The organism is Curtobacterium sp. PvP017 (assembly GCF_054060195.1).
The window spans coordinates 18,453-40,021 of record NZ_JBSSCY010000005.1 but is presented as its reverse complement, the minus strand read 5'-3'; the positions used below and the strand labels follow the sequence as shown (position 1 = coordinate 40,021).

Here is a 21,569-nt window from a genome sequence, read left to right as displayed (position 1 = left end):
GTCCGGGGACGTCGACGACGGAGCGGACACCGTCACACCAGTTCGCGCGGCCGACGCCGACTGTGTTCGCGACCCGCCGCGAACGAGGACAGCACGCCGGTGCGGGCGAGTGCGCGGACGAGCAACCACGAACCGGCACCCGCGATCACCGCGCCCGAGATGACCGCGCAGACGACGTAGACGATCTTGAACGCGGCGTCGAGGCCGGGGTACCACAGCACGGTGTCGTTGATGCCGAGCGCGAGGCCGGCCGCGGCGCCCGCCAGGACGACGACCGGCAGCCGGTACACGCGGTACAGGAACAGGGCGAGGACGATCTCGGCTCCGAGGCCCTGGACGAGCCCGGCCTCGAGCGTCAGCCAGCCCCACTGGGTGCCGAATAGTGCCTCGACGGACGCGGCGACCATCTCACCGTAGAGTGCGGCGCCGGGCTTGCGGACGACGATGGCGACGAGTGGGCCAGCGAGCAGCCATACGCCGCCGAACAGCGCTTTCGTCCCCGGCAGGACGAGGTCCATGACGGCACTGATGGGTTCGTAGCCGAACTCCCAGAGCCGGAAGACGACGCCGAGTGCCACCGCGAGCACGCTCGCGACGACGATGTCGACGACCCGCCAGCGCAGCGATCGCCGCGGGGCGGTGTGGACGGTAGATGACGTGCCAGAAGACATGGTGCTGGACTCCTCCCTGCGCCGGCATGATCCGGATCAGGTTCGACGGTCGGAGCGCCACTCGCTCCCTCTCAGCCCGGCGGTCCCGGACTCCCGTGTGTGTCCCAGCAGTCTAGACGTGGTCGCGACCACATGACGGGTCGCGACCACGGATCGGACGGGAGGCCCGTGGCGGGTCCGTCACGGGCCTCCCGTCCGATCGTCGCTACTTCTTCAGGACGCGCACCAGTTTCCGGAGCACGGTGCCGGTCACCCAGACGAGCGGGATGCTGACGGCGACGAGCGAGATGAGGTTCGGCTCGAACTCGAGGTCCTTGCCGGGGCGACGGACGTACGCGCCGACCGGGATCGACGCGCCGCCGCCACCACCGCCGCCGTTCTCGTCGTCCCCGCCGCCCCCGAAGCCGAACCAGCCGAGGGACACCGGGATGAGGGTCTGGTCTCCGACCTCGACGGGGTCCCCGTAGTTCGTGGAGACGCCGATCGGGCGTACCTTGTCTGCGATCTGCGTGACGATGTTGGCCATGCGCGCGACGCTACTCGTCCGTTCCTCCACAGGGCGGGCCACGCGCGCAGGGGTGCACAGCTGGGGCTTGTCTGCGGACGCGGACGGGCGTCACCGATATGTTGGCGCGACCATCACCTGGAGGACCGTTTGCACACCTGGCCCGGCAACCCGTACCCGCTCGGGGCGACCTACGACGGAAGCGGCACGAACTTCGCGCTCTTCAGCGAGGTCGCCGAGCGCGTCGAACTCTGTCTGTTCGACACCGACGGCAACGAAGAGTGCATCCCCCTCGTCGAGGTCGACGCCTACGTCTGGCACGCCTACCTGCCGAACATCGGCCCCGGGCAGGAGTACGGCTTCCGTGTCCACGGCCCGTACGACCCCGACAGCGGTGCACGCTGCAACCCGTCGAAGCTCCTGCTCGACCCCTACGCCAAGGCGACGAGCGGCGAGATCGACTGGGACCAGTCACTCTTCGCGTACACGTTCGGCGACCCTGACTCGACGAACGACGACGACTCTGCGGCGCACATGATGAAGGGCGTCGTGATCAACCCGTTCTTCGACTGGCAGGGCGACCGCGCACCGCGCACGCCCTACGGCGAGACCGTGATCTACGAAGCACACGTCAAGGGCCTCACCGAGACCCACCCCGACGTGCCGGAGGAGCAGCGCGGCACCTACGCCGGCGTCTCCCACCCCGCGGTCATCGAGCACCTGCAGCGACTCGGCATCACGACGCTCGAGCTCATGCCCGTGCACCAGTTCGTGAACGACTCCACCCTGCAGGACAAGGGGCTGTCGAACTACTGGGGCTACAACACCATCGGCTTCTTCGCGCCGCACTCCTCGTACTCGTCCTCGGGCGACCAGGGGCAGCAGGTGCAGGAGTTCAAGACCATGGTGCGGGAACTCCACCGCGCCGGCATCGAGGTCGTGCTCGACGTCGTCTACAACCACACCGCCGAGGGCAACCACCTCGGACCGACACTGTCGTTCCGCGGCATCGACAACGCGGCGTACTACCGCCTGGTCGACGACGACAAGAAGTTCTACATGGACTACACGGGCACCGGGAACTCGCTCAACGTCGGGCACCCGCACTCGCTGCAGCTCATCCTCGACTCGCTGCGCTACTGGGTGACCGAGATGCACGTCGACGGCTTCCGCTTCGACCTCGCCTCGGCGCTCGCCCGTGAGTTCTACGAGGTCGACCGGCTGTCCGCGTTCTTCGAGCTCGTGCAGCAGGACCCGATCGTGTCGCAGGTCAAGCTCATCGCCGAGCCCTGGGACGTCGGCCCCGGCGGCTACCAGGTCGGAAACTTCCCTCCCCAGTGGTCGGAGTGGAACGGCAAGTACCGCGACACCGTGCGCGACTTCTGGCGGGGTGAGTCGTCCACGCTCGGCGAGTTCGCCTCCCGCATCTCCGGCTCGGCCGACCTGTACGAGCACGACGGCCGCACGCCCAAGGCGAGCATCAACTTCATCACCGCGCACGACGGCTTCACGCTGTACGACCTCGTCGCCTACAACGAGAAGCACAACGAGGCCAACGGCGAGGACAACAACGACGGCGAGAGCCACAACCGGTCCTGGAACTCCGGCGCCGAGGGTCCGACCGACGACGAGGCCGTGAACGCCCTGCGGCTGCAGCGACGCCGGAACTTCCTTGCGACGCTGCTCCTCAGCCAGGGCGTGCCGATGATCGCCCACGGTGACGAGCTCGGCCGTTCGCAGTCCGGCAACAACAACGTCTACGCGCAGGACTCCGAGCTCAGCTGGATCGACTGGGAGACCGCGGACGACGACCTCGTCCAGTTCACGGCCGACGTCGTGAAGCTCCGCCACGACCACCCGACGTTCCGCCGCACCCGGTACTTCAACGGGCGCCCGGTCCGCCGCGGCCAGGACGAGCCGCTGCCCGACGTGGTGTGGCTCACCCCCGACGGCGAGGCCATGTCGCCGGAGGACTGGGACTCCGGCTTCGGCAAGAGCGTCGGCATGTACCTGAACGGCGACGGGATCCGTGGGCGCGACTCCCGCGGTGAGCGTGTCACCGACGTGGCGTTCATCACGTACTTCAACGCCCACGACGACGTCGTGACCTTCACGCTGCCGCCCGAGGAGTACGCACCGGGGTGGACGGTCCGCATCGACACCGCCGAGCCCGGCGCCCGCGACGAGGTCATCGACGCCGGCACGCCGCTCGACGTCCCCGCCCGGTCGATGATCGTCCTCCGCGCCGAGCCGAACCACGAGGTCTCCGCCGCGCCGGTCGAGGTCCAGCACCACGAGGGCGATCCGGAGCTCCGGTCCCCGCAGGACGCCGTCACCCCGGCGAACCCCGCCGGCTCCACCGCGCCGAGCGGTACCGCACGATGAGCGCCGAGGCACCGGGAGCCGGGCGTCGCGTCCCGGTCTCGACGTACCGGCTGCAGGTCTCCGCGGACTTCGACCTGGCCGCAGCACGCGACCTCGTCGACTACGTGCACGACCTCGGCGCCGACTGGCTGTACCTGTCGCCCGTCCTGCAGTCGGAACCCGGCTCGAACCACGGCTACGACGTCGTCGACCACACGCACGTCGACACCGACCGCGGCGGTGACGAGGCCCTCCGGGTCCTCGCCGAGGCCGCGCACGCCGTCGGCCTCGGCGTGCTGGTCGACGTCGTCCCGAACCACGTCGGGGTCGCCACCCCGGAGATCAACCCGTGGTGGTGGTCCCTGCTCGAACTCGGCCAGGGCTCCCCCGTCGCGTGGGCGTTCGACGTCGACTGGGACGCCGGCGACGGCAAGGTCCGGGTGCCGGTCCTCGACGACCGGCTGCTCGACGCCGTGTCGCTCGACACGTCCGACCCGGAACGCCCGGTGCTGCGGGTCGGTGAGACCGCCTACCCGACCGCGCCCGGCACCGCCCACCCGGGCGACTCGGTCGAGGCCGTGCACGAGCTGCAGCACTACGCGTTCGTGCACTGGAAGCGCGCCGACCACGAGCTCAACTACCGCCGGTTCTTCGCGGTGAACACGCTCGCGGCGATCCGAGTCGAGGAGCCCGAGGTCTTCGCGGCCTCGCACGGCGTCATCGGAGCCTGGTTCCGCGACGGCCTCGTCGACGGCCTGCGCATCGACCACCCGGACGGGCTGTACGACCCCGCCGGGTACCTGCAGGACCTCGCCGAGCTGACCGGCGGCGCGTACACCCTCGTCGAGAAGATCCTCGAGCCCGGCGAGGAACTGCCGAGCTCGTGGCCCGTCGACGGCACCACCGGGTACGACGCCCTGGGCATCCTGGACCGCGTGCTCGTCGACCCCGCGGGCGAACCGACGCTGACGGCCGCGTCCGGAGCGGAACCGGCCGACTGGCAGCAGCTCACGCACGACACCCGTCGCGGCATCGCCGACGGGATCCTCGGCAGCGAGGTCGAGCGGCTCGCCCGCCTCCTCGCTCCGGTCGCTGCCGGGGCGGACGCGATCACGCACGAACGACTCGTGGACGCCCTCGCCGAGGTCGTCGCGTCGTTCGACGTGTACCGCACCTACCTGCCCGAGGGCGCGCACCACCTCATCGCCGCGCTCGAACGCGCTGCCGAGGCCCGCCCGGACCTCGACGACGTCATCGACCGCATCGCCCCGGCGCTCGTCGACCCGGAGAACGCCGCCGCCGTCCGCCTGCAGCAGACGAGCGGCATGGTGATGGCCAAGGGCGTCGAGGACACGGCGTTCTACCGCACGTCCCGCCTGACGTCCCTGAGCGAGGTCGGCGGCGATCCGAGCGTGTTCGCTGTGTCCGTGGCCGACTTCCACCAGGCGCAGCGCGATCGGCTCGGCAGCTGGCCGCACACCATGACGACGCTCACCACCCACGACACGAAGCGCAGCGAGGACACCCGGGCACGCATCGCGGTCCTGGCCGAGCTCGGCAGCGAGTGGGCCGACACCCTCGACCGGTTGCAGTCCCTCGTCCCGCTCGAGGACCGCGTGTTCGCGGACCTGCTCTGGCAGGCCATCGTCGGTGCCCGGCCCGCGAGTCGCGAGCGGCTGCACGCCTACGCCGAGAAGGCGTCGCGCGAAGCCGGCGACAGCACGACCTGGACCGAGCCGGACACGGCGTTCGAGGAGCGCATGCACGCGCTCGTCGACGCGGCGTTCGACGAGCCCGCGGTGGTGGCCGTGCTCGATGCCCTCGACGAGCGGATCGACGCGGCCGGGTGGTCGAACGGGCTCGCGCAGAAGCTCGTGCAGCTCACGGCGCCCGGCGTCCCCGACGTCTACCAGGGCACCGAGTTCTGGGACCGTTCCCTCGTCGACCCCGACAACCGCCGTGCGGTGGACTACGCCGAACGGCGCCACGTCCTCGCCGAGATCGACGGCCCGGACGACGACGGCCCCGAGGACCTGCCCGCGATCGGGATCGACGGCGCTGCGAAGCTCCTCGTGACCGCGCGTGCGCTCCGTCTCCGCCGCGACCACCCCGAGCTCTTCACGCGGTACCTCGCGCTCGAGGCGACGGGCAGCGCGGCGGACCACGTCGTCGCGTTCGACCGCGGTGGTGCCGTGACGGTCGCCACGCGACTGCCGATCGGCCTCGAACGGGTCGGCGGCTGGGGCGACACCCTCGTGCACGCCGTCCCCGTCGATCGGGTCGACCTGCTCACCGGCAGGTCGTTCCCGGCCAGCCGGGGCATCGCGCTCGCGGACCTGCTCACCACGTACCCGGTCGCGCTGCTCGTCCCGGCCGCCACGGTCGGGGAACCCGGCCACGCCGACACGGTGACCGACGCGTCCGACGCGGAACGGGCCTCCCGGTCGACCGCCGGAACCGCCCCGGCGACCACCGAGTCCGACGCACAAGCCGAGATCGACATCCTGGAGGGTCACGCATGACCGCACCCGACCGCTACGCCGTCTGGGCGCCCGAGCCGGACCGTGTCCGGCTGGTCGTCGACGACGTCGAGTACCCGCTGACCCGGGGCGACGACGACTGGTGGTCGACCGACGCGATCATGCCGGTCGTCGGTGCCCGCTACGGGTTCCGCCTCGGCGACGACGACGCGGTCCGACCCGACCCCCGCAGTCGCTTCCAACCGGACGGCGTGCACGGCACCTCGGCAGTGGTCGACCCGGCGCGCTTCGCGTGGACCGACGAGTCGTGGACCGGACGCCCGGCCCGCGGTGCCGTCATCTACGAGATGCACGTCGGCACGTTCACGCCGGAGGGCACCCTCGACGCAGCCGCGCAGAAGCTCGACCACCTGGTCGAGCTCGGAGTCGAGTTCGTCGAACTGCTGCCCGTCAACGGTGTGAACGGCGAGTGGAACTGGGGCTACGACGGCGTCGCGTGGTTCGCGGTGCACGCGCCGTACGGCGGCCCGGACGCGTACGACCGCTTCGTCGACACCGCGCACTCGCTCGGCCTCGGCGTCATCCAGGACGTCGTCTACAACCACCTCGGTCCGAGCGGCAACTACCTGCCGCTGTACGGGCCGTACCTGGTGCAGGGCCTCGCGAACACGTGGGGCGACTCGGTGAACGTGGAGCACCCCGAGGTCCGTCGGTACGTCCTCGACAACGTGCGCATGTGGTTCCGCGACCACCACGTCGACGGGCTCCGGCTCGACGCCGTGCACGCGATCCGCGACACCACCCGACCGCACGTGCTGGCCGAGATGGCCGACGAGACGGACGCGTACGGCGCCTTCGTCGGTCGTCCGCTGTCCCTGATCGCCGAGTCGGACCTCAACGACCCCGTGATGTTCCGCCCGCGTGAAGCCGCCGGGTACGGACTCTCCGGGCAGTGGTCCGACGACTTCCACCACGCCGTGCACGTCGCGCTGACGGGTGAGACGAACGGCTACTACGCCGACTTCGCACCGCTGTCGGCGCTCGCGAAGGTGCTCGACCACGGGTTCTTCCACGACGGCACGTGGTCGTCGTTCCGTGGCCGGCGGCACGGGCAACCGATCGACCGCGGCACCTCGCCGGCGACGGCCCTGGTCGTCACGAACCAGAACCACGACCAGATCGGCAACCGCGCGGCGGGCGATCGTCTGGCGGCGACGCTCGACGACGAGGGCCTCGTCATCGCGGCGGCGCTGACCCTGCTCGGGCCCTTCACGCCCATGCTGTTCATGGGCGAGGAGTTCGCCGCGACGACACCGTGGCAGTTCTTCACCTCGCACCCGGAGCCCGAGCTCGGCACGGCGACCGCCGAGGGGCGCATCGCCGAGTTCGCCGAGCACGGGTGGGACGAATCCGCCGTGCCGGACCCGCAGGACCCGACGACGTTCACGAACTCCAAGCTCGACTGGGCCGACGTCAGTTCCGAGCGGGGCGCGGCGATCCTGCGTGCCTACCGGGTGCTCGTCGCCCTGCGGCGGACCGACCAGGCCTTCGTCGACCACCGGTACGAGGCGAACGCCGTGCGGTTCAGTGAGGACCGGCGGTGGCTGGTGCTCACACGCGGGCTGCTCGGGCCCGACGTCGCACCGGTGCACGTCGTGGTGAACTTCCTCGACGACGCTGCCGAGGTGCCGGTCCCCGGTGCCACCGGCGAGGAGCTCTACCGCTTCGGTGCGGCCGAGGTCGCGACGGACTGCGTGCGGTTCCGCGGGCGAGGCGTGGTCGTGCTGCGCTAGTCGCTGCGCTGTCGTCCGGGCTGCCCACGGGGGTCCGATCCGCGAAAGCGACAGTGTCCCGCGAACGGGTTCGCGGGACACTGTCGCTTTCGCGGTACCAACGCCGACGCCGTGCGCCGCCGCCGCGGGTCAGGCGGCGTGGTCGGCGACAGCGTGTGCGTTCTTCCGCACGGACGGCAGCTTCCGGTGGTCCTTGACCAGGGAACGGGTCTCGCGGATGCGGCGGTCGATGCCCCACTTCGTCACGAGGGCGAGGCTCTCACGCACGATGTTGCCGCTCATCTTCGAGACGCCGAACTCCCGCTCGGTGAACGTGATCGGGGTCTCCACGACGCGCAGACCGGCCTCGAGGGCACGCCAGCACAAGTCGACCTGGAAGCAGTAGCCCTTCGACGCCACACCCGCCAGGTCGATCCGCTCGAACGCCCGCGAGGTGAAGACCCGGAACCCGCCGGTGGCGTCGCGGACCGCGATGCCGAGGGCCAGGCGGGTGTAGAGGTTGCCGCCGCGGGACAGCAGTTCGCGGTACCAGGGCCAGTTCTCCACCTTCCCGCCCTTGATCCAGCGGGACCCGAGCACCAGGTCGTTCGTGTCGGCGAGCTCGAGCATCCACGGCAGGTACTCGGGATGGTGCGAGCCGTCGGCGTCCATCTCGACGAGCTTGGCGTACCCGTGCTCGAGGCCCCACGCGAAGCCGGACAGGTACGCGCCGCCGAGACCGTCCTTCACCGTGCGGTGCATCACGTGCACCCGGTCGCTCTCGCTCGCGATCGCGTCGGCGATGTCACCGGTGCCGTCGGGCGAGTTGTCGTCGACGACCAGCACGTGGACGCTGTCGTCGGTGGCCGCGAGCGTGCGCTCGACGATGGGACGGACGTTCTCCGCCTCGTCGTAGGTCGGGATGATGACCAGGGTCTCGCTCATGGTGCTCCTCGTGCTCCACATCGAATGTATCGGTCGGTCGTGGGTCAGTCCGACGAGAGGTCTGCGAACACGATCAGATTGTCCGTGTAGTGCCCGGTGGCGGTGTCGAACACGCCGTCGCAGGTGATCAGTCGGAGTTGGGCGGTCGGGGTGGTGCCGTAGACGTCGCTCGTCGGGAACGCCGACTTGGCGGCGCGTTCCGAGCGGTCGACGGTGAAGGTGCGGGTGGTGCCGTCGGACATCACGACGTGGATCTCGTCACCGGCGACCAGTTCGTCGAGGCGGAAGAACACCGCGGCGCTCGTCGGGCTGTCCACGTGGCCGGCGATCACGGCCGGGCCGACCTCACCGGGGACGATGCCGTCGCTGAACCAGCCCGCACTGTCCCAGTCGACGGGCGGGTCGAGCTCACCGGCGGAGCCGCGGTGCAGGTCCTCGAGGTCCGACTGCACGCCGATCGCGGGGATCGAGACGCTGACGGGGGTCGCCGAGGAACGGGCAGCGGGCGCTGCCGGGTCCTGGAACCCCTCGGTGCCCGAGCCGGCAGACGCAGGAGCAGACCCCGACGCCGGACTCGACGGCGCCGAGCCGGCACGCCCACCCGACCCGTCGCTGCCGACGGTCGACGCGAGGGCCACACCCGTGACGCCGCCGCCCAGGACGACCGCGGCCAGGACGGCCCCGATCACCACACCACGACGCCGGACCGCGGGACCGCGCCCGGCGGACCGCCGGCCGGTCACGATGCACCTCCGGCCGTCGTCGCACAACCGCCGAGCACGTCCGAGGTGAGCATGGTCGCGCCGAGGGCGGCCCAGGCGTCCCCGTAGTAGGTCGGCGTGGTGGCCGCCGTGCGGTCTGCCCGCTCCAGGTCGTCGGCAGCCGCACCGGAGGACCCGGCTGCGTGCTCGGCCGCGGCCCTGGCGGTGTACGCCAGCGCGTTCGTGTCCTCGGTCACGGCGGTCCCGCCGAGGTCGAGCTGGGCCGCGAGCTGCGTCGTCCGGCGCAGGGTCGGGGCGAGCGAACCGGCGAGGGCGCGATCGTCGGCGGAGCAGGCCTCCGCGTAGCGGACGGGCGTCCGCATCGCGTCGTAGCCGTACAGCACGCGCTGGTCCCCGCCGGTCGCGGGCATCGGGTCGACGGTACCGTCGGCGTGCACCTGCGACCAGTCGCTCGGCAGCTGCGACTCGTCGAGCACGGCCGTCGTCACCGCTCGGGAACCGCGGTTCAGCGCGGTCCACCGGTCGTCGCCCGTGGCCTTCGCCAGCACCGCGAAGGCTGCCGGCGACGCGTACGAGGCGTTGTAGCGGTAGGGCTCGGAGTCCGCCCACGGCCCGGGCAGCAGGATCGTGCCGAGTTCCGTGGTCGCGGTCTCGTGCTCCAGGATCGCCGACGCGATGCGCGTGCCGGCTGCCGTGTAGCGGTCCTCGCCCCAGGCGTCTCCGGCGAGCACCAGGGCCCGCGCGGCGTCGAGGTCGGCGTCGCTCGCCGGCTGCTCGTCGGCGACACCGTCGTCCGGCGTCCAACGCCAGGCGAGCAGGTCGTCGTCGGTCAGCATGTGCGTCTTCGTCCACTTCCAGATGTCGTCGAACCGGTCGCGGTCGCCGTTCGCGAACGCGATGAGCAGCCCGTAGGCCTGCCCTTCGCTGACGGTGTCGTCGCCCTGGTCGGTGCGGACGACGCGGCCGTCCTGCACGTAGCGGTCCAGGAACTCCGTGCGGAGCTCTTTCGGGGAGCGCGCCGCGTCGGGCGCGCTGGTCGAGGTCGGCGTGGCGACCGAGCCGCTCGAGGCTTCGGTGTCCTGCCCCCACGGGCGCACTGCGATGAGCGCGACGCCGACGGCGACGATCACCGCCGCCGCGGCGGTGACGGGTATCCAGGTCCTGCGGGTCATGCTGGCCTGCCTTTCCGTGGATGGTGAGCGGGGCCCTGACCGGGAGGCCCGGATCGCGTGAGCGTGTCGGCGCACGTGATCCGGGCCGCCCGGCCAGGGCGTCAGCGGTACAGCGAGCGGAGCGCTGCGACGGCCGCGTGGACGGCCTCCGTCATCGGGCGGTCGGCGGCTGCGCCGCCGCCACCCGTCTGCACGCCGCCGGTCGGGGTCGCGGCGGTGGCCGCTGCGTCCGTCACCGGCACGACCGTCAGGTCACCCTTGCTGTCGTCGAGGACGAACAGGGTGGAGACGGTGTTGCCGGCGAGGTCGACGCTGGCGGTGCCCTGCTGGCCGCTGCCGGAGACGTCGAGCGTCCACTTGCCGGAGTCGACCGTGGCGTACTTGGTGGCGGTGCCGAACTCCGCGCCCTCGGCGATGGCGGTGCCCTCGGAGGTGCTCACGTCGACCTGCTTCGCCGTGGTGGCGGCCTGGACCAGCCGGAGCTTCGCCTTGCCGTCGCCCGGCTGCTGCAGGTCGTCGGTGAACGCCGTCGTCTTGAGGTCGGTGTTCTTGCCGTAGGCGACGACCGTGCTCGCGTCGCCCTTGTCGACCTGCACGTCGGTGGAGATCACCGGCGTGGAGTCCGGAGCGTCGGAGGCCCGCATCGACAGCACGTAGGTGCCGACCGGGAGTTCCTGGTACTTGCTGACCTGGCCGTAGGTGACGTCGTCGAGTTCGAAGACCGTCTTGCCGCCGGACAGGCTGGACAGCTCGACGTCGACGCTCTTCGTGTCGGGCGAGAGGTGGCCGACGCGGAGCCAGCCCTCGTCGGTGGTGGTGGCGGCGGTGGCGGTCTGGGGTGCTGCGAGTCCGACGGTCGCGGCGACGAGGGTCGCTGCGAGTGCGCCGACGACGACGGTGCGGCGTCGCTGGGTGTGTGCGGTCATGGTCGTGCTCCTTCGGGTCGTGGTGCTGGTCGTGTTCGGTTCCGGGGTGGCGCGGGTGGCGCGGGTGGCGCGAGTGGCCACCCCGCGAGCGGGCGAAATGCCGGGGTCCGCGCGCGGCGCACCCGGGTGTTTCGCCCGCTCGGCGAACCCGCGGGTGGAGGTGGCGCGACCCGCCCCTCGAGCGCCCCCACGTGCCACTCCGCGAGCGGGCGGAATGCCGGGGTCCGCGCGCGGCGCACCCGGGTGTTTCGCCCGCTCGGTGAACCGCTGCGCGGCCCGGGCATCGGCCGCGCGCGTCACGAGGCGCTCGTCGCGGTCGTCGTCGGGTCCGCCGGGGTGTAGGTGACGGTGAGCCGCTCGCCTTCACGCTCGACCGACGCCGGCCGGAACGACTCGGACATCGCGTCGAGGGTCGCGGCCACACGCTCGGCCGAGGCGACGTCACTGGTGTGCAGGACGGCGGTGCGGAACGGCTGGCCGGTCTCGCCCGTGCGCGGCGTGAACCGGTCGACGCGGACGTCCTGGTCGGCGAGCACCTGGCCGAGCGCGATCATCGCCCGCGAGTCGACCTGACCCGCACGGAACTGCGATTTCGTGCCGTCGTCGGCCCGGAGCGCCGGGTTCGACGCCAGCTCGGTGCCCATGGTCTTCCGCAGGTCGCTGGCCCGGGTGATCGCGGTCTGCGCGGCGGTCCGCCCCTCGGCGTGGATGCGTCGGACCTCGACCTGCTGGTCGCCGGAGCCGAAGGTCGCGACGGCCGTCGAGTTCTCGATCGCCTGGCGGACGTCGGACGACGAGTTGCCGCCGGTCCGCATGGAGTCCGTCGTGATGACGTAGTCCGAGTCCTTCCACCCGTTGGGCGACTGGCGCTCCACGGCTCCGTCGGTGTCGAGCTTGTAGTACCAGACCACGTTGTTCCGGGCGAAGCCGTCCTCGACGAGGTCGACCCACATGGCGTCGTCCACCAGCAGTCGGGAGGACTTCGAGACGTTGTCCCCGACCCACTGCTCGGCCTGCTGCATCGGCAGGTCGAGGTTGCCCAGGACGAAGCCGCGCAGCTGTGTTCCCCAGAGCGGCACCGCCACAACGAGTGCGACTGCGGTGGTGACGGCCCAGGTGATGCCGAGACCACGACGGGTCCCGGTGCCGAGGCGGGTACGGGTACGGACCCGACCGGCGATCGACAGGACGGCACGCTCGGCCGTGTACGCGGCCAGCAGGGCGGCGAACGGGATGAGCATGATGACGTACGGCACCGGCAGGTACCCGTTCGGGCGGAACATCATCGCGAGCAGGAAGACGAGCATCGCGGCGATCGGACGGACCCGGCGCAGGAAGAGCCCCACGACCGCGGCGGCCGAGCCGAGCACGATGAACACCGGGTCGAGCGCCCACCACTGCGACGCGGCGGCGTTGGCCAGGCTGCCCGGGTCGAACAGCGAACCCGATGCCGAGCGCGAGCCGAGCTGGTAGGTGATGCCCTCGAACAGGCTGACCCGACCGCTGCCCGGCAACAGCTCGCCCTTGACCGCGGCGAGCAGCAGGTACCCGCCGCCGATGATGACGAGGACGGCCCCGGCGACGCTGAGCGTGTACCGGCGGGTGCTCCGGTCGGCACGGCGGACCGCCATCCAGATGAGGAACGGCAGGGCGAGCAGGTACGTCTCCTTCGAGAGCACCGCGATGCCGAGGCACGCAGCTGCTCCGGCGAACCCGGCGAGCTGCTGGCGACGGCTGAGCACGAGGACGAACGCGGCGAGCAGCCACGGCGTCGCGACGTTGTCGATGTAGACCGTGCGGTGGTACTGCAGGGCGAGCGGCGACAGCGCGAAGACGAGACCGGCTGCGGCTGCGGTGATCCGGCCGGCACCGAGGCGGCGGGCCAGGACGAACAGCAGGATGCTCGAGACGGCGGAGAAGAAGACCATCGCCTCGCGGCCGGCCTCGACGGCGAACGGGTAGCGCGCGAACGCCCCGGTGAGACCGGTGTAGCCGGCGATCTGGATCCAGCCGAGCGGCGGGTGGTCGTACCAGTAGGTGTAGTGCGTGATCTCGCCGAGGTGCATGATCGCCCAGGCCTGCGCGGTGTACGTGCCCTCGTCGTCGATCCGCTGGGGGGTGCCGGACATGTTCCACGCCTGCACGATGACGGTGATCGCGACGACCGGCAGCAGCCAGGTCAGGCTCGCAGCGTGTCGGCGGAACCAGGCGCTGATGCCGGTGTGGTCCCCGGCGGCGGCACCGCGGATCGGGATGCCGGTGGTGTTGGTGATGCTGGCGCTCATCGGGTCCCTCCGGTGGTCGTGCCGGCGAGCTCACGCTCGGAAGCGGAGCCAGCGGAGCCAGCGGAACCGGCGGAACCGGCGGATGCGGAACCGGCGGACGCGGAACCAGCGGCAGAGCCCGCCGCGGCCGACGAACCGTCCGTGACGCCGGCGTTGCTCAGGTCCGACGCGAAGCCGACGACCTCGGCCGGCTGCTCGGCGTTCCGGTGCTGGCCCGTGTGCTCCGTCTTCTCCCAGCCGTTCTGCCCCTTGGCGTGGCGGACGACGGCCCGGACGGCCGCTGCGGCGAGGAAGACTTGGTACGGCACGAGACCGAGCACGAGCTTCACGTAGTCCCGGAAGCGGACCTTCTCCTTGTAGATGCGACCGAACTCGTTGAGGCCCACGACCTCGACGGCCAGCAGCATGAGCGTCGGTGCCACCGGGATGAACGACACCAGGGCGATCGCCGTCGGCACCTTGACGAACAGGATCATCAGGACGCTCAGCGGGATGAGCAGACCGGTGGCCGCCTGGATGAACGGCATGGTCAGCATGTAGCGCGCGAAGAAGCGCTGGCGGAACGAGGGCAGCTTCTTCCACTCCCCCTTGCCGAGCACCTGCAGGAAGCCCTGGTTCCAGCGCGTCCGCTGCTTGAGCAGTGAGGCGAAGGTCGGCGGGGTCTCCTCGCGGGTGACGGCCTCGGGGCTGTACGCGACGACGACCTTCGCGCCGTCGGCGGACAGACGGACACCGAGCTCGCAGTCCTCGGCGAGGCAGTGCGCGTCCCAGCCGTTCGACCAGTCGAGGCGTTCCTTCGTCACGAAGACGGTGTTGCCACCGAGCGGGATGAACTTCGAGCCGGCGTGGAAGTGCAGGCGCGAACGGAACCAGAAGTAGTACTCCAGGACGTTCCGGAGGGACCACCAGCTGGACTTGAAGTTCATCAGCTGCACGCCGCCCTGCACCACGTCGGCGCCGGTCTCCTGGAACCGCGAGTCCACCAGGGTCAGCAGGTGCGGGTAGACCTCGTCCTCGGCGTCGAACACGCCGACGACGTCACCGGTCGCGTACTGGAGCGCCAGGTTCATCGCCTTCGGCTTGTTCTTCGGCAGCGTGTCGTCGACGACCACGCGGATCAGCTCGGGGTGGCGCGCGGCGGCGGCGCGCACGACGGCGTCCGTCTCCGGGTCGTCCTCGCCGACGATCGCGATGATCTCGAAGTCCGGGTGGTCCTGCTTCGCGAGCATGTCGAGCGTCTGGCCCATGACCTCCTGCTCGTGCCGCCCGGGCACCAGCAGGGTGAAGCGGTGCGCGGCCGGGCGCGGGGTCTGGCTGAAGCTCGTCGACTTCAGTGCGTCCCGCGAGCGCCAGGCGTGCAGCATCCACCACAACGTGGTGAGCGCGACGATCGTCAGGAGCACGGAGATGGCGATGAGAGCGGAGTAGCCGATCCACTCGCCCAGCGACCATGCGGCCTGCTGGACGGCGCCGGAGCCTCCGGTCGGGACGTCGGTGGTCCCACGGTTCGGGACGCTCGTCGGAGCGGTTCCCTCGTTCGGCTGGAGCAGCGGCCCTGCGGCCGTCAGCAGCGTGGCGGAGATGGTCATGCGGCGAACCCCTTCGTGCGACGAGCATCGGTGGAACGGAAGACGAGGGCTTTGTACGCGGCGAACCGGAAGGCGGTTCCGAGCACGAGGCCGACGCCGTTGCCGGCGACGTTGTCGGCGAGGGTCGAGGTGAACCCGAGGACGTAGTGCGAGACGAACAGGCAGGCCGCGGCGATGCCGAGCCCGATCAGGTTCGTGGCAGCGAAGAGCAGCCCCTCGCGCACGGTCTCGCGGCGGCCGGTCTGGCGCTCGGCGCGGAACGTGATGAAGCGGTTGCCGATCCACGCCACGGCGGTCGACACGACGGCCGACACGATCTTCGCGGCGATGGGACCGTCGGGCATGACGGTGGCGCGCAGCAGGTTGTAGAGCCCCAGGTCGATGACGAAGCAGACGGCACCGATCGTGCCGAACGACGCGAGTTGCCTCGCGGTGGCGAGCAGGCGCCGGACCGTGCCGGGTCGCACGGTCGGCACCGTACCGGTGTCGGGTGACACCAGAACGGGGGTATCAGTTCGGGTCATGCCCCCGATTCGGGGGTAACGGGACTGCGGTTTGGGTGGGGTACGGGCTTACTCAGGCCTCTGCCAGTTCCACGACACGTGCTGTTCACACGGGGCACGCAGACGCGTCGTCAGGCGCGTTCCGCGGACTGCGACCGGCAGGATCACCGTCCGTCGTGTAGTGGGCTGGGTCCACGACGGACGGGAGGCCCGTGGCGGCGTCGCCACGGGCCTCCCGTCCGATGGTGGGTCGCGTCTCAGGCGGGACGCTGCGCCGGGGACACGGTCTTGGCCGCGTCGCGCTCCGGGAGGTCACCCAGGGCCTCGTCGATGGCTGCGAGCGCGTCGGCGTCGAGCGTGACGCCCGCTGCCTTGACGTTGTCCGTGACCTGCTCCGGACGCGAGGCACCGACGATGGCGCTGGCGACGTTGTCGTTCTGCAGCGTCCACGCGATCGCGAGCTGCGCGAGGGTGAGGCCGGCCTGGTCGGCGACGGGCTGCAGGCGCTGCACGGCCTCGAGGACCTCGTCGCGCATGAACCGCTTGATCATGTCCGCACCGCCCTTCTCGTCCGTGGCACGCGAGCCCTCGGGCAGCGGCTGACCCGGCTTGTACTTGCCGGTCAGCACGCCCTGCGCGATGGGCGACCAGACGATCTGCGACAGGCCGAGCTGCTTCGAGGCGGGGACGACCTCACCCTCGATGACCCGCCACAGCATCGAGTACTGCGGCTGGTTCGAGATGAGCTGGAACCCGAGCTCCTTCGCGAGGGCAGCGCCGGCGCGGATCTGCTCGGCGTTCCACTCGCTGACCCCGATGTAGAGCGCCTTGCCCTGGCGGACGACGTCCGCGAAGGCCTGCATGGTCTCTTCGAGCGGCGTCTCGTGGTCGTACCGGTGCGCCTGGTACAGGTCGACGTAGTCGGTCTGCAGGCGGCCGAGCGAGCCGTCGATCGACTCGAGGATGTGCTTGCGGGAGAGTCCGACGTCGTTGTGCTGCTTGGGGCCGGTGGGCCAGTAGACCTTGGTGAAGACCTCGAGACCCGCACGCCGCTCGCCCTTGAGTGCTTCGCCGAGGACGGTCTCGGCTGCGGTGTTGGCGTACGTGTCCGCGGTGTCGAAGGTGGTGATGCCGGCGTCGAGCGCTGCCCGCACGCACTGGGAGGCGACGTCGTTCTCGACCTGCGAGCCGTGCGTCAGCCAGTTGCCGTAGGTGATCTCGGAGATCTTGAGTCCGGAGTTGCCCAGGTACCTGAATTCCATGGCTCCGACGCTACTGGAGGCCGCCGACACCTGAGGGGCCCCGCGAGTGCCTGCCGGGCGCGGCCGTGCGCCCGGCGTGCGGGGCGTACGGGGCGTGCGGGGCGTGCGGGGCGTACGGCGTGCGGCGTGCGGCCATCTCCGCGAGCGGGCGAAATGCCGGGGTGCCCGGCCGCGACACCCTGGCAAACCGCCCGCTCGCGTCATCGCCGATCTGGTGGCCGCGGCGCCCTCCCCGATGGCCGACATCGTGGCGCCGCCCTTCCCGGTCACGACCGCTCCGCCGACTTTCGGCGGGCAGCGCGGCGGTTCGCGCCGGTGCTCGCCCCCGCGAGCGGGCGAAATGCCGCGGTCGCCAGGCAACAGGACCCTGGTGTTCCGCCCGCTCGGGCAGCGGCGCGACTCCTCCACAAGGGCAACAGCACCGCGGGCCGTCCACACAGGAGGCACGACCCACCTCCGCCGTGCCCGCTCGGCTGCACGATGTGGAGATGACCGCCAGACGCCGACTCCCGTTGGCGCTGCGGGACGCCTCGTTCCGCGTCCGTGACGCACTGCACCGAGGGGTGTCCCGCGGCCGCCTCGATGCGCGTGACCTCGTTCGCCCGTTCCACGGCATCCGCTCAGCGGTTCCGCCGCGAACGGTCGACGAACGCGCCCGAGCACTGGCTCCCCGACTACGCCCCGACCAGGTATTCAGCCACCTCACTGCCGCCGCGATCCTCGGTATCCCGCTCCCCCGCCGGTTCGAGGGCACGCCACGACTCCACGTCACGACGATCGGGGCCGATCAGGCGCTTCGCGTCCGAGGTGCCGTCGGACACCGCGCCCACCACGGCAGGGTCCGTGCGACCCGAAGCCGGGGTGTGCGGCTGACCACCCCCGCAGACACCTTCGTCGCCCTCGGCACGATGTTGACGCTCGACGAACTGATCATCGCCGGCGACGCCCTCGTCGGGTGGCTCGGATGGGCGACGGCCGACGAACTCGTCCGGGCAGTCAGTCGGCGGCGCGGGCTCCGGGGCGTCGTCAAGCTCCGCCGCGCGCTCGCCGAGATCAGGCCCGGCTCACGTTCGCCGGGCGAGACCAGGGCCCGGCTGGCGCTCGTGCGCCACGGACTCCCGGAGCCCGCCCTGAACCACGACGTGGTCGTGGACGGCAGATGGATCGCATGCGTTGACCTCGCCTACCCCGCTGCTCGGGTGGCGATCGAGTACGAGAGCGATCTGCACCGCACCGATCCGGCCACCTTCCGGAAGGACCTCACCCGTGGCGAGCGCTTGAAGGACGTCGATTGGTGGTTGGTCCGCGCCACCGCGGACGACGTCGGCCGCGGGATCGACCGCTTCGTGCAGCGCGCACGCCGCCTCCTGGACGTCGGGTACCGGGCACCGCACGACCGCCGCCTTGCGACACTTCGGTGAACAATGGTTGACGCTTCAACCAAAAGGGTGCACACTGGCGTAGTACCAGGTTGATGCAGGCGCATGGATCGCGTCGCACCACAGACTCTCGTTCGGAAGAAGGACCACCATGACGCTCACCGCCACGACCATCCCCGGCTACCAGACCGGCACCTGGAAGATCGACCCCACCCACTCCGAGGTCACCTTCTCGGTCCGCCACCTCGCCATCAGCAAGGTCAAGGGCAAGTTCGAGACCTTCGACGCCACCGTCGTCACCGCCGAGAACCCCCTCGAGTCGACCGTCGAGGCGAACATCGACGTCGCGTCGATCAACACCGGCCAGGAGCAGCGCGACCAGCACCTCAAGACGAGCGACTTCTTCCTCACCGAAGAGCACCCGCAGCTCACCTTCCGCTCGACGGGCATCGAGACCAAGGGCGACGACCTGCACATCGCCGGCGACCTGACCCTGCGTGGCGTCACCAAGCCGGTCGTCCTCAAGGCCGAGCTCGGTGGCTTCACGACCGATGGCTACGGCCAGGTCAAGTTCGGCGCCGAGGCGACCACCAAGATCGACCGCACCGAGTTCGGTGTGAACTGGAACGCAGCGCTCGAGGCCGGCGGCTTCACGCTCGGCAACGACGTGACGATCAACCTCGACGTCCAGTTCGTCCTCCAGGCGGCCTGAGTCCCCTCGGCCTCGTTGCCTGACTGAGGGCACCGAACAGCACGACCCGAACCCGAGACACACGCCCCGGCTCCCCACGGAGCCGGGGCGTTCGTCGTCCCCGCCGTGGCTTCGGGCGTGCAGCGAGCACCGTCGCCGTACGCCGCGCCGCGTCCCGCCGGGTCCCACCGCGTCCCACCGCGAACGGGCGAAATACCCGCCTTCGTTCGAGCTCTGCCCGGACATTTCGCCCGCTCGCCCAGCCGTCGCCGGCCAGGACTCCGGTCGGGTGCAGCGCGCACTTCGGGTGCAGCGCGCACGTCGGGTACCGGGCGCTCCCCCGCGCGTGAGCGGGCGGAAACGCCCGGTGGGCTCGCGCACGACGCCAGCATTTCGCCCGCTCGGCACCGGGCTCGCGCACGACGCCGGCATTTCGCCCGCTCGGCAGCAGGCGAGCGGGCGACGCCCCGCGCGCACGACGCCCGGGGGCCGGCGGCGGCGTAGCGTTGGGCAGCGGGCACCCACACGCCCCGCACGCGCGGGAATCCGCACCGAGCCCCACGAGTTACCCCAACACGCACCACAACACGCACCACAACACGCACGCACGCACGCACGCACGAAGCACCGCACGCCAGCCCGACGAACAGGAGCACCACCATGGCCACCGACTGGATCGCGATGCAGGCCCTCGCGGCAGCCGAGTTCGGCCGCCGCGTCGCCGCCGTGACGGACTGGGACGCCGCCACCCCCGACTCCGAGTGGACCACCCGCGACCTCGTCACCCACGTGGTCGACGAGCAGCGCTGGATCCCGAAGCTCCTCACCGGATGCGACTACGCGCAGGCCGAAGCCGACCTCGAGGCCATCGGCGACGACCTCGTGTCCGAGTGGCAGCGCTTCGCGACCGCCGCGACCGACGCCTGGCGGAACGCCCCGCAGGACACCCCCGTGCACCTCAGCACCGACGTCGTCCCGGCTGGCCAGTACCTCACCGAGCAGACCAGCGACATCACGATCCACACGTGGGACCTGGCGCGGGCGACCGGCACGGACGAGTCGCTGCCGGACGAGCTCGTGCAGGCGGTGTGGGAGTACTTCGAGCCGCAGATCGAGGACCTCGCCGCCACCGGCCTCTACGCCGCCCCGGTCGACGTCGACGACGACGCTCCGCTCCAGGTCCGTCTGCTCGCCGTCACAGGCCGCGATGCCAAGGTGAGCGCATGAGCAACGCAGCAGCGAGCAACGCAGCACCGGCAGACGCAGCACCCGCGGAGACCACCCGCCTCGGCGCCTCCGGCCTCGAGATCAGCACCGTGATCCTCGGCATGATGTCCTACGGCGCCCCCGACCGCGGCTCGCACGCCTGGAGCGTCGGCATCGACGAGGCCCGCCCCTTCGTGCGCCGCGCGTTCGACGCCGGCATCACCACCTTCGACACGGCGAACGTGTACTCCGACGGCTCGAGCGAGGAGATCACCGGCACGCTCCTCAAGGAGCTCGCGCCGCGCGAGGACGTCCAGGTCTTCACGAAGGTCTTCAACCGGATGCGTCCGGGTCGGAACGGCGCCGGGCTGTCCCGCGCCGCGATCATGCACGAGATCGACGCCTCGCTGACCCGGCTCGGCACGGACTACGTCGACCTGTACCAGATCCACCGTTTCGACCCGGTCACGCCGGTCGAGGAGACGATGGAGGCCCTGCACGACGTCGTGAAGGCCGGCAAGGCCCGGTACCTCGGCGCGAGCAGCATGTGGACGTGGCAGTTCGCGCAGATGCAGCACGCCGCCGAGCTGCACGGTTGGACGAAGTTCGTCGCCATGCAGGACCAGTACAACCTGCTCGAGCGCGAGGAGGAGCGCGAGATGCACCCGTTCGCGCACGCGACCGGCGTCGGCGTGATCCCGTGGAGCCCCCTCGCCCGCGGCAAGGTCACCCGCCCGTGGGACGCCGACGGCTCCGGGTCGCGCGCGAGCACCGACGAGTTCGGCAAGACGCTCTACCGGCAGGACGAGGAAGCGAACCGCGCGATCGTGGGAGCCGTCGAGTCCATCGCGAGCGACCGCGGCGTGAGCATGGCGCAGATCGCGCTGGCGTGGGTCGCGGGCAAGCCCGCGGTGAGCGCGCCGATCGTCGGTGCGACGAAGGAGCACCACATCGACGACGCGGTCGCGGCCGCCGCGATCACGCTGACCGACGACGAGGTGACGCGACTCGAGTCCGCGTACACGCCCCGGGTGCCGTCCGGTTTCTGACGCCCCCACCAGGCGGACGGGAGGCCCGTGACCAGCTGGTCACGGGCC

Annotated in this window: 18 protein-coding genes and 1 riboswitch; of the genes, 7 read left to right on the top strand and 11 right to left on the bottom strand. The window is 71.0% G+C overall.

Features of this window, described 5'->3' with window-relative positions; genetic code table 11:
- Positions 1–32: 32 nt before the first annotated feature.
- Both ACVKXF_RS11180 and ACVKXF_RS11175 read right to left on the bottom strand, forming a co-directional pair.
- A complete protein-coding gene (locus ACVKXF_RS11180; RefSeq protein ID WP_123313414.1) occupies positions 33–671 on the bottom strand; it encodes an ECF transporter S component in 639 nt (212 codons plus the stop codon).
- Positions 667–778: riboswitch (TPP riboswitch) on the bottom strand. (Overlaps the previous gene by 5 nt.)
- Before the next feature lie 98 nt (positions 779–876).
- Complete coding sequence (locus ACVKXF_RS11175; protein ID WP_222660132.1) at positions 877–1,197, bottom strand: hypothetical protein; 321 nt, start codon at positions 1,195–1,197, stop codon at positions 877–879.
- Between the two features lie 129 nt (positions 1,198–1,326).
- On the opposite strand from ACVKXF_RS11175, the gene glgX reads away from it, so the two are divergent.
- Genes glgX through treZ form a run of 3 tightly spaced genes read left to right on the top strand, consistent with a single transcriptional unit; the run spans position 1,327 to position 7,813 of the window.
- Positions 1,327–3,561: a glycogen debranching protein GlgX gene (glgX, locus tag ACVKXF_RS11170; RefSeq protein ID WP_456795747.1), complete on the top strand. Its 2,235-nt coding sequence runs from the start codon at positions 1,327–1,329 to the stop codon at positions 3,559–3,561.
- The gene (gene treY, locus ACVKXF_RS11165; protein WP_456795746.1) at positions 3,558–6,062 is read left to right on the top strand and encodes a malto-oligosyltrehalose synthase; all 2,505 of its coding nucleotides are present in this window, start codon (positions 3,558–3,560) and stop codon (positions 6,060–6,062) included. The genes glgX and treY overlap by 4 nt, the downstream gene beginning before the upstream one ends.
- Complete coding sequence (gene treZ, locus ACVKXF_RS11160; protein WP_456795745.1) at positions 6,059–7,813, top strand: malto-oligosyltrehalose trehalohydrolase; 1,755 nt, start codon at positions 6,059–6,061, stop codon at positions 7,811–7,813. The genes treY and treZ overlap by 4 nt, the downstream gene beginning before the upstream one ends.
- Before the next feature lie 129 nt (positions 7,814–7,942).
- Here the strand turns inward: treZ and ACVKXF_RS11155 are convergent, their stop codons facing one another.
- The 9 genes from ACVKXF_RS11155 to ACVKXF_RS11115 form a co-directional block, all read right to left on the bottom strand.
- Positions 7,943–8,737 (bottom strand): polyprenol monophosphomannose synthase, encoded by a 795-nt coding sequence (locus ACVKXF_RS11155; protein ID WP_123313409.1) that lies wholly within the window; start codon positions 8,735–8,737, stop codon positions 7,943–7,945.
- A gap of 44 nt (positions 8,738–8,781) precedes the next feature.
- Positions 8,782–9,480 (bottom strand): class F sortase, encoded by a 699-nt coding sequence (locus ACVKXF_RS11150; RefSeq protein WP_456795744.1) that lies wholly within the window; start codon positions 9,478–9,480, stop codon positions 8,782–8,784.
- Positions 9,477–10,631: a glycosyl hydrolase family 8 gene (locus ACVKXF_RS11145; RefSeq protein ID WP_456795743.1), complete on the bottom strand. Its 1,155-nt coding sequence runs from the start codon at positions 10,629–10,631 to the stop codon at positions 9,477–9,479. The genes ACVKXF_RS11150 and ACVKXF_RS11145 overlap by 4 nt, the downstream gene beginning before the upstream one ends.
- Positions 10,632–10,732: 101 nt before the next feature.
- Positions 10,733–11,557 (bottom strand): DUF4397 domain-containing protein, encoded by an 825-nt coding sequence (locus ACVKXF_RS11140; protein WP_456795742.1) that lies wholly within the window; start codon positions 11,555–11,557, stop codon positions 10,733–10,735.
- A gap of 296 nt (positions 11,558–11,853) precedes the next feature.
- Entirely contained in the window at positions 11,854–13,842 is a 1,989-nt protein-coding gene (locus ACVKXF_RS11135; protein ID WP_456795741.1) for an ArnT family glycosyltransferase, read from the bottom strand.
- Complete coding sequence (locus tag ACVKXF_RS11130) at positions 13,839–15,431, bottom strand: glycosyltransferase (protein WP_456795740.1); 1,593 nt, start codon at positions 15,429–15,431, stop codon at positions 13,839–13,841. The genes ACVKXF_RS11135 and ACVKXF_RS11130 overlap by 4 nt, the downstream gene beginning before the upstream one ends.
- Positions 15,428–15,898 (bottom strand): GtrA family protein, encoded by a 471-nt coding sequence (locus ACVKXF_RS11125; protein ID WP_260233104.1) that lies wholly within the window; start codon positions 15,896–15,898, stop codon positions 15,428–15,430. Before ACVKXF_RS11125 ends, ACVKXF_RS11130 begins: the two co-directional genes overlap by 4 nt.
- A gap of 293 nt (positions 15,899–16,191) precedes the next feature.
- A complete protein-coding gene (locus ACVKXF_RS11120; RefSeq protein WP_456795739.1) occupies positions 16,192–17,196 on the bottom strand; it encodes an aldo/keto reductase family protein in 1,005 nt (334 codons plus the stop codon).
- Between the two features lie 674 nt (positions 17,197–17,870).
- Positions 17,871–18,026 (bottom strand): hypothetical protein, encoded by a 156-nt coding sequence (locus ACVKXF_RS11115; RefSeq protein WP_456795738.1) that lies wholly within the window; start codon positions 18,024–18,026, stop codon positions 17,871–17,873.
- Positions 18,027–18,059: 33 nt separating this feature from the next.
- On the opposite strand from ACVKXF_RS11115, the gene ACVKXF_RS11110 reads away from it, so the two are divergent.
- The 4 genes from ACVKXF_RS11110 to ACVKXF_RS11095 all read left to right on the top strand — a co-directional run bounded on the left by ACVKXF_RS11110 (position 18,060) and on the right by ACVKXF_RS11095 (position 21,521).
- Positions 18,060–18,617 carry a hypothetical protein gene (locus ACVKXF_RS11110; protein ID WP_456795737.1) on the top strand — a complete coding sequence of 186 codons (558 nt, stop codon included), beginning with the start codon at positions 18,060–18,062 and terminating at the stop codon, positions 18,615–18,617.
- A gap of 109 nt (positions 18,618–18,726) precedes the next feature.
- A complete protein-coding gene (locus tag ACVKXF_RS11105) occupies positions 18,727–19,287 on the top strand; it encodes a YceI family protein (protein WP_123313402.1) in 561 nt (186 codons plus the stop codon).
- Positions 19,288–19,926: 639 nt separating this feature from the next.
- Positions 19,927–20,493, top strand: coding sequence for a TIGR03086 family metal-binding protein (locus ACVKXF_RS11100; RefSeq protein ID WP_396290537.1), 567 nt, complete (start codon positions 19,927–19,929; stop codon positions 20,491–20,493).
- Positions 20,490–21,521, top strand: a complete 1,032-nt coding sequence (locus ACVKXF_RS11095) for an aldo/keto reductase (RefSeq protein ID WP_456795735.1) — start codon at positions 20,490–20,492, stop codon at positions 21,519–21,521. The genes ACVKXF_RS11100 and ACVKXF_RS11095 overlap by 4 nt, the downstream gene beginning before the upstream one ends.
- Positions 21,522–21,569 lie beyond the last annotated feature (48 nt).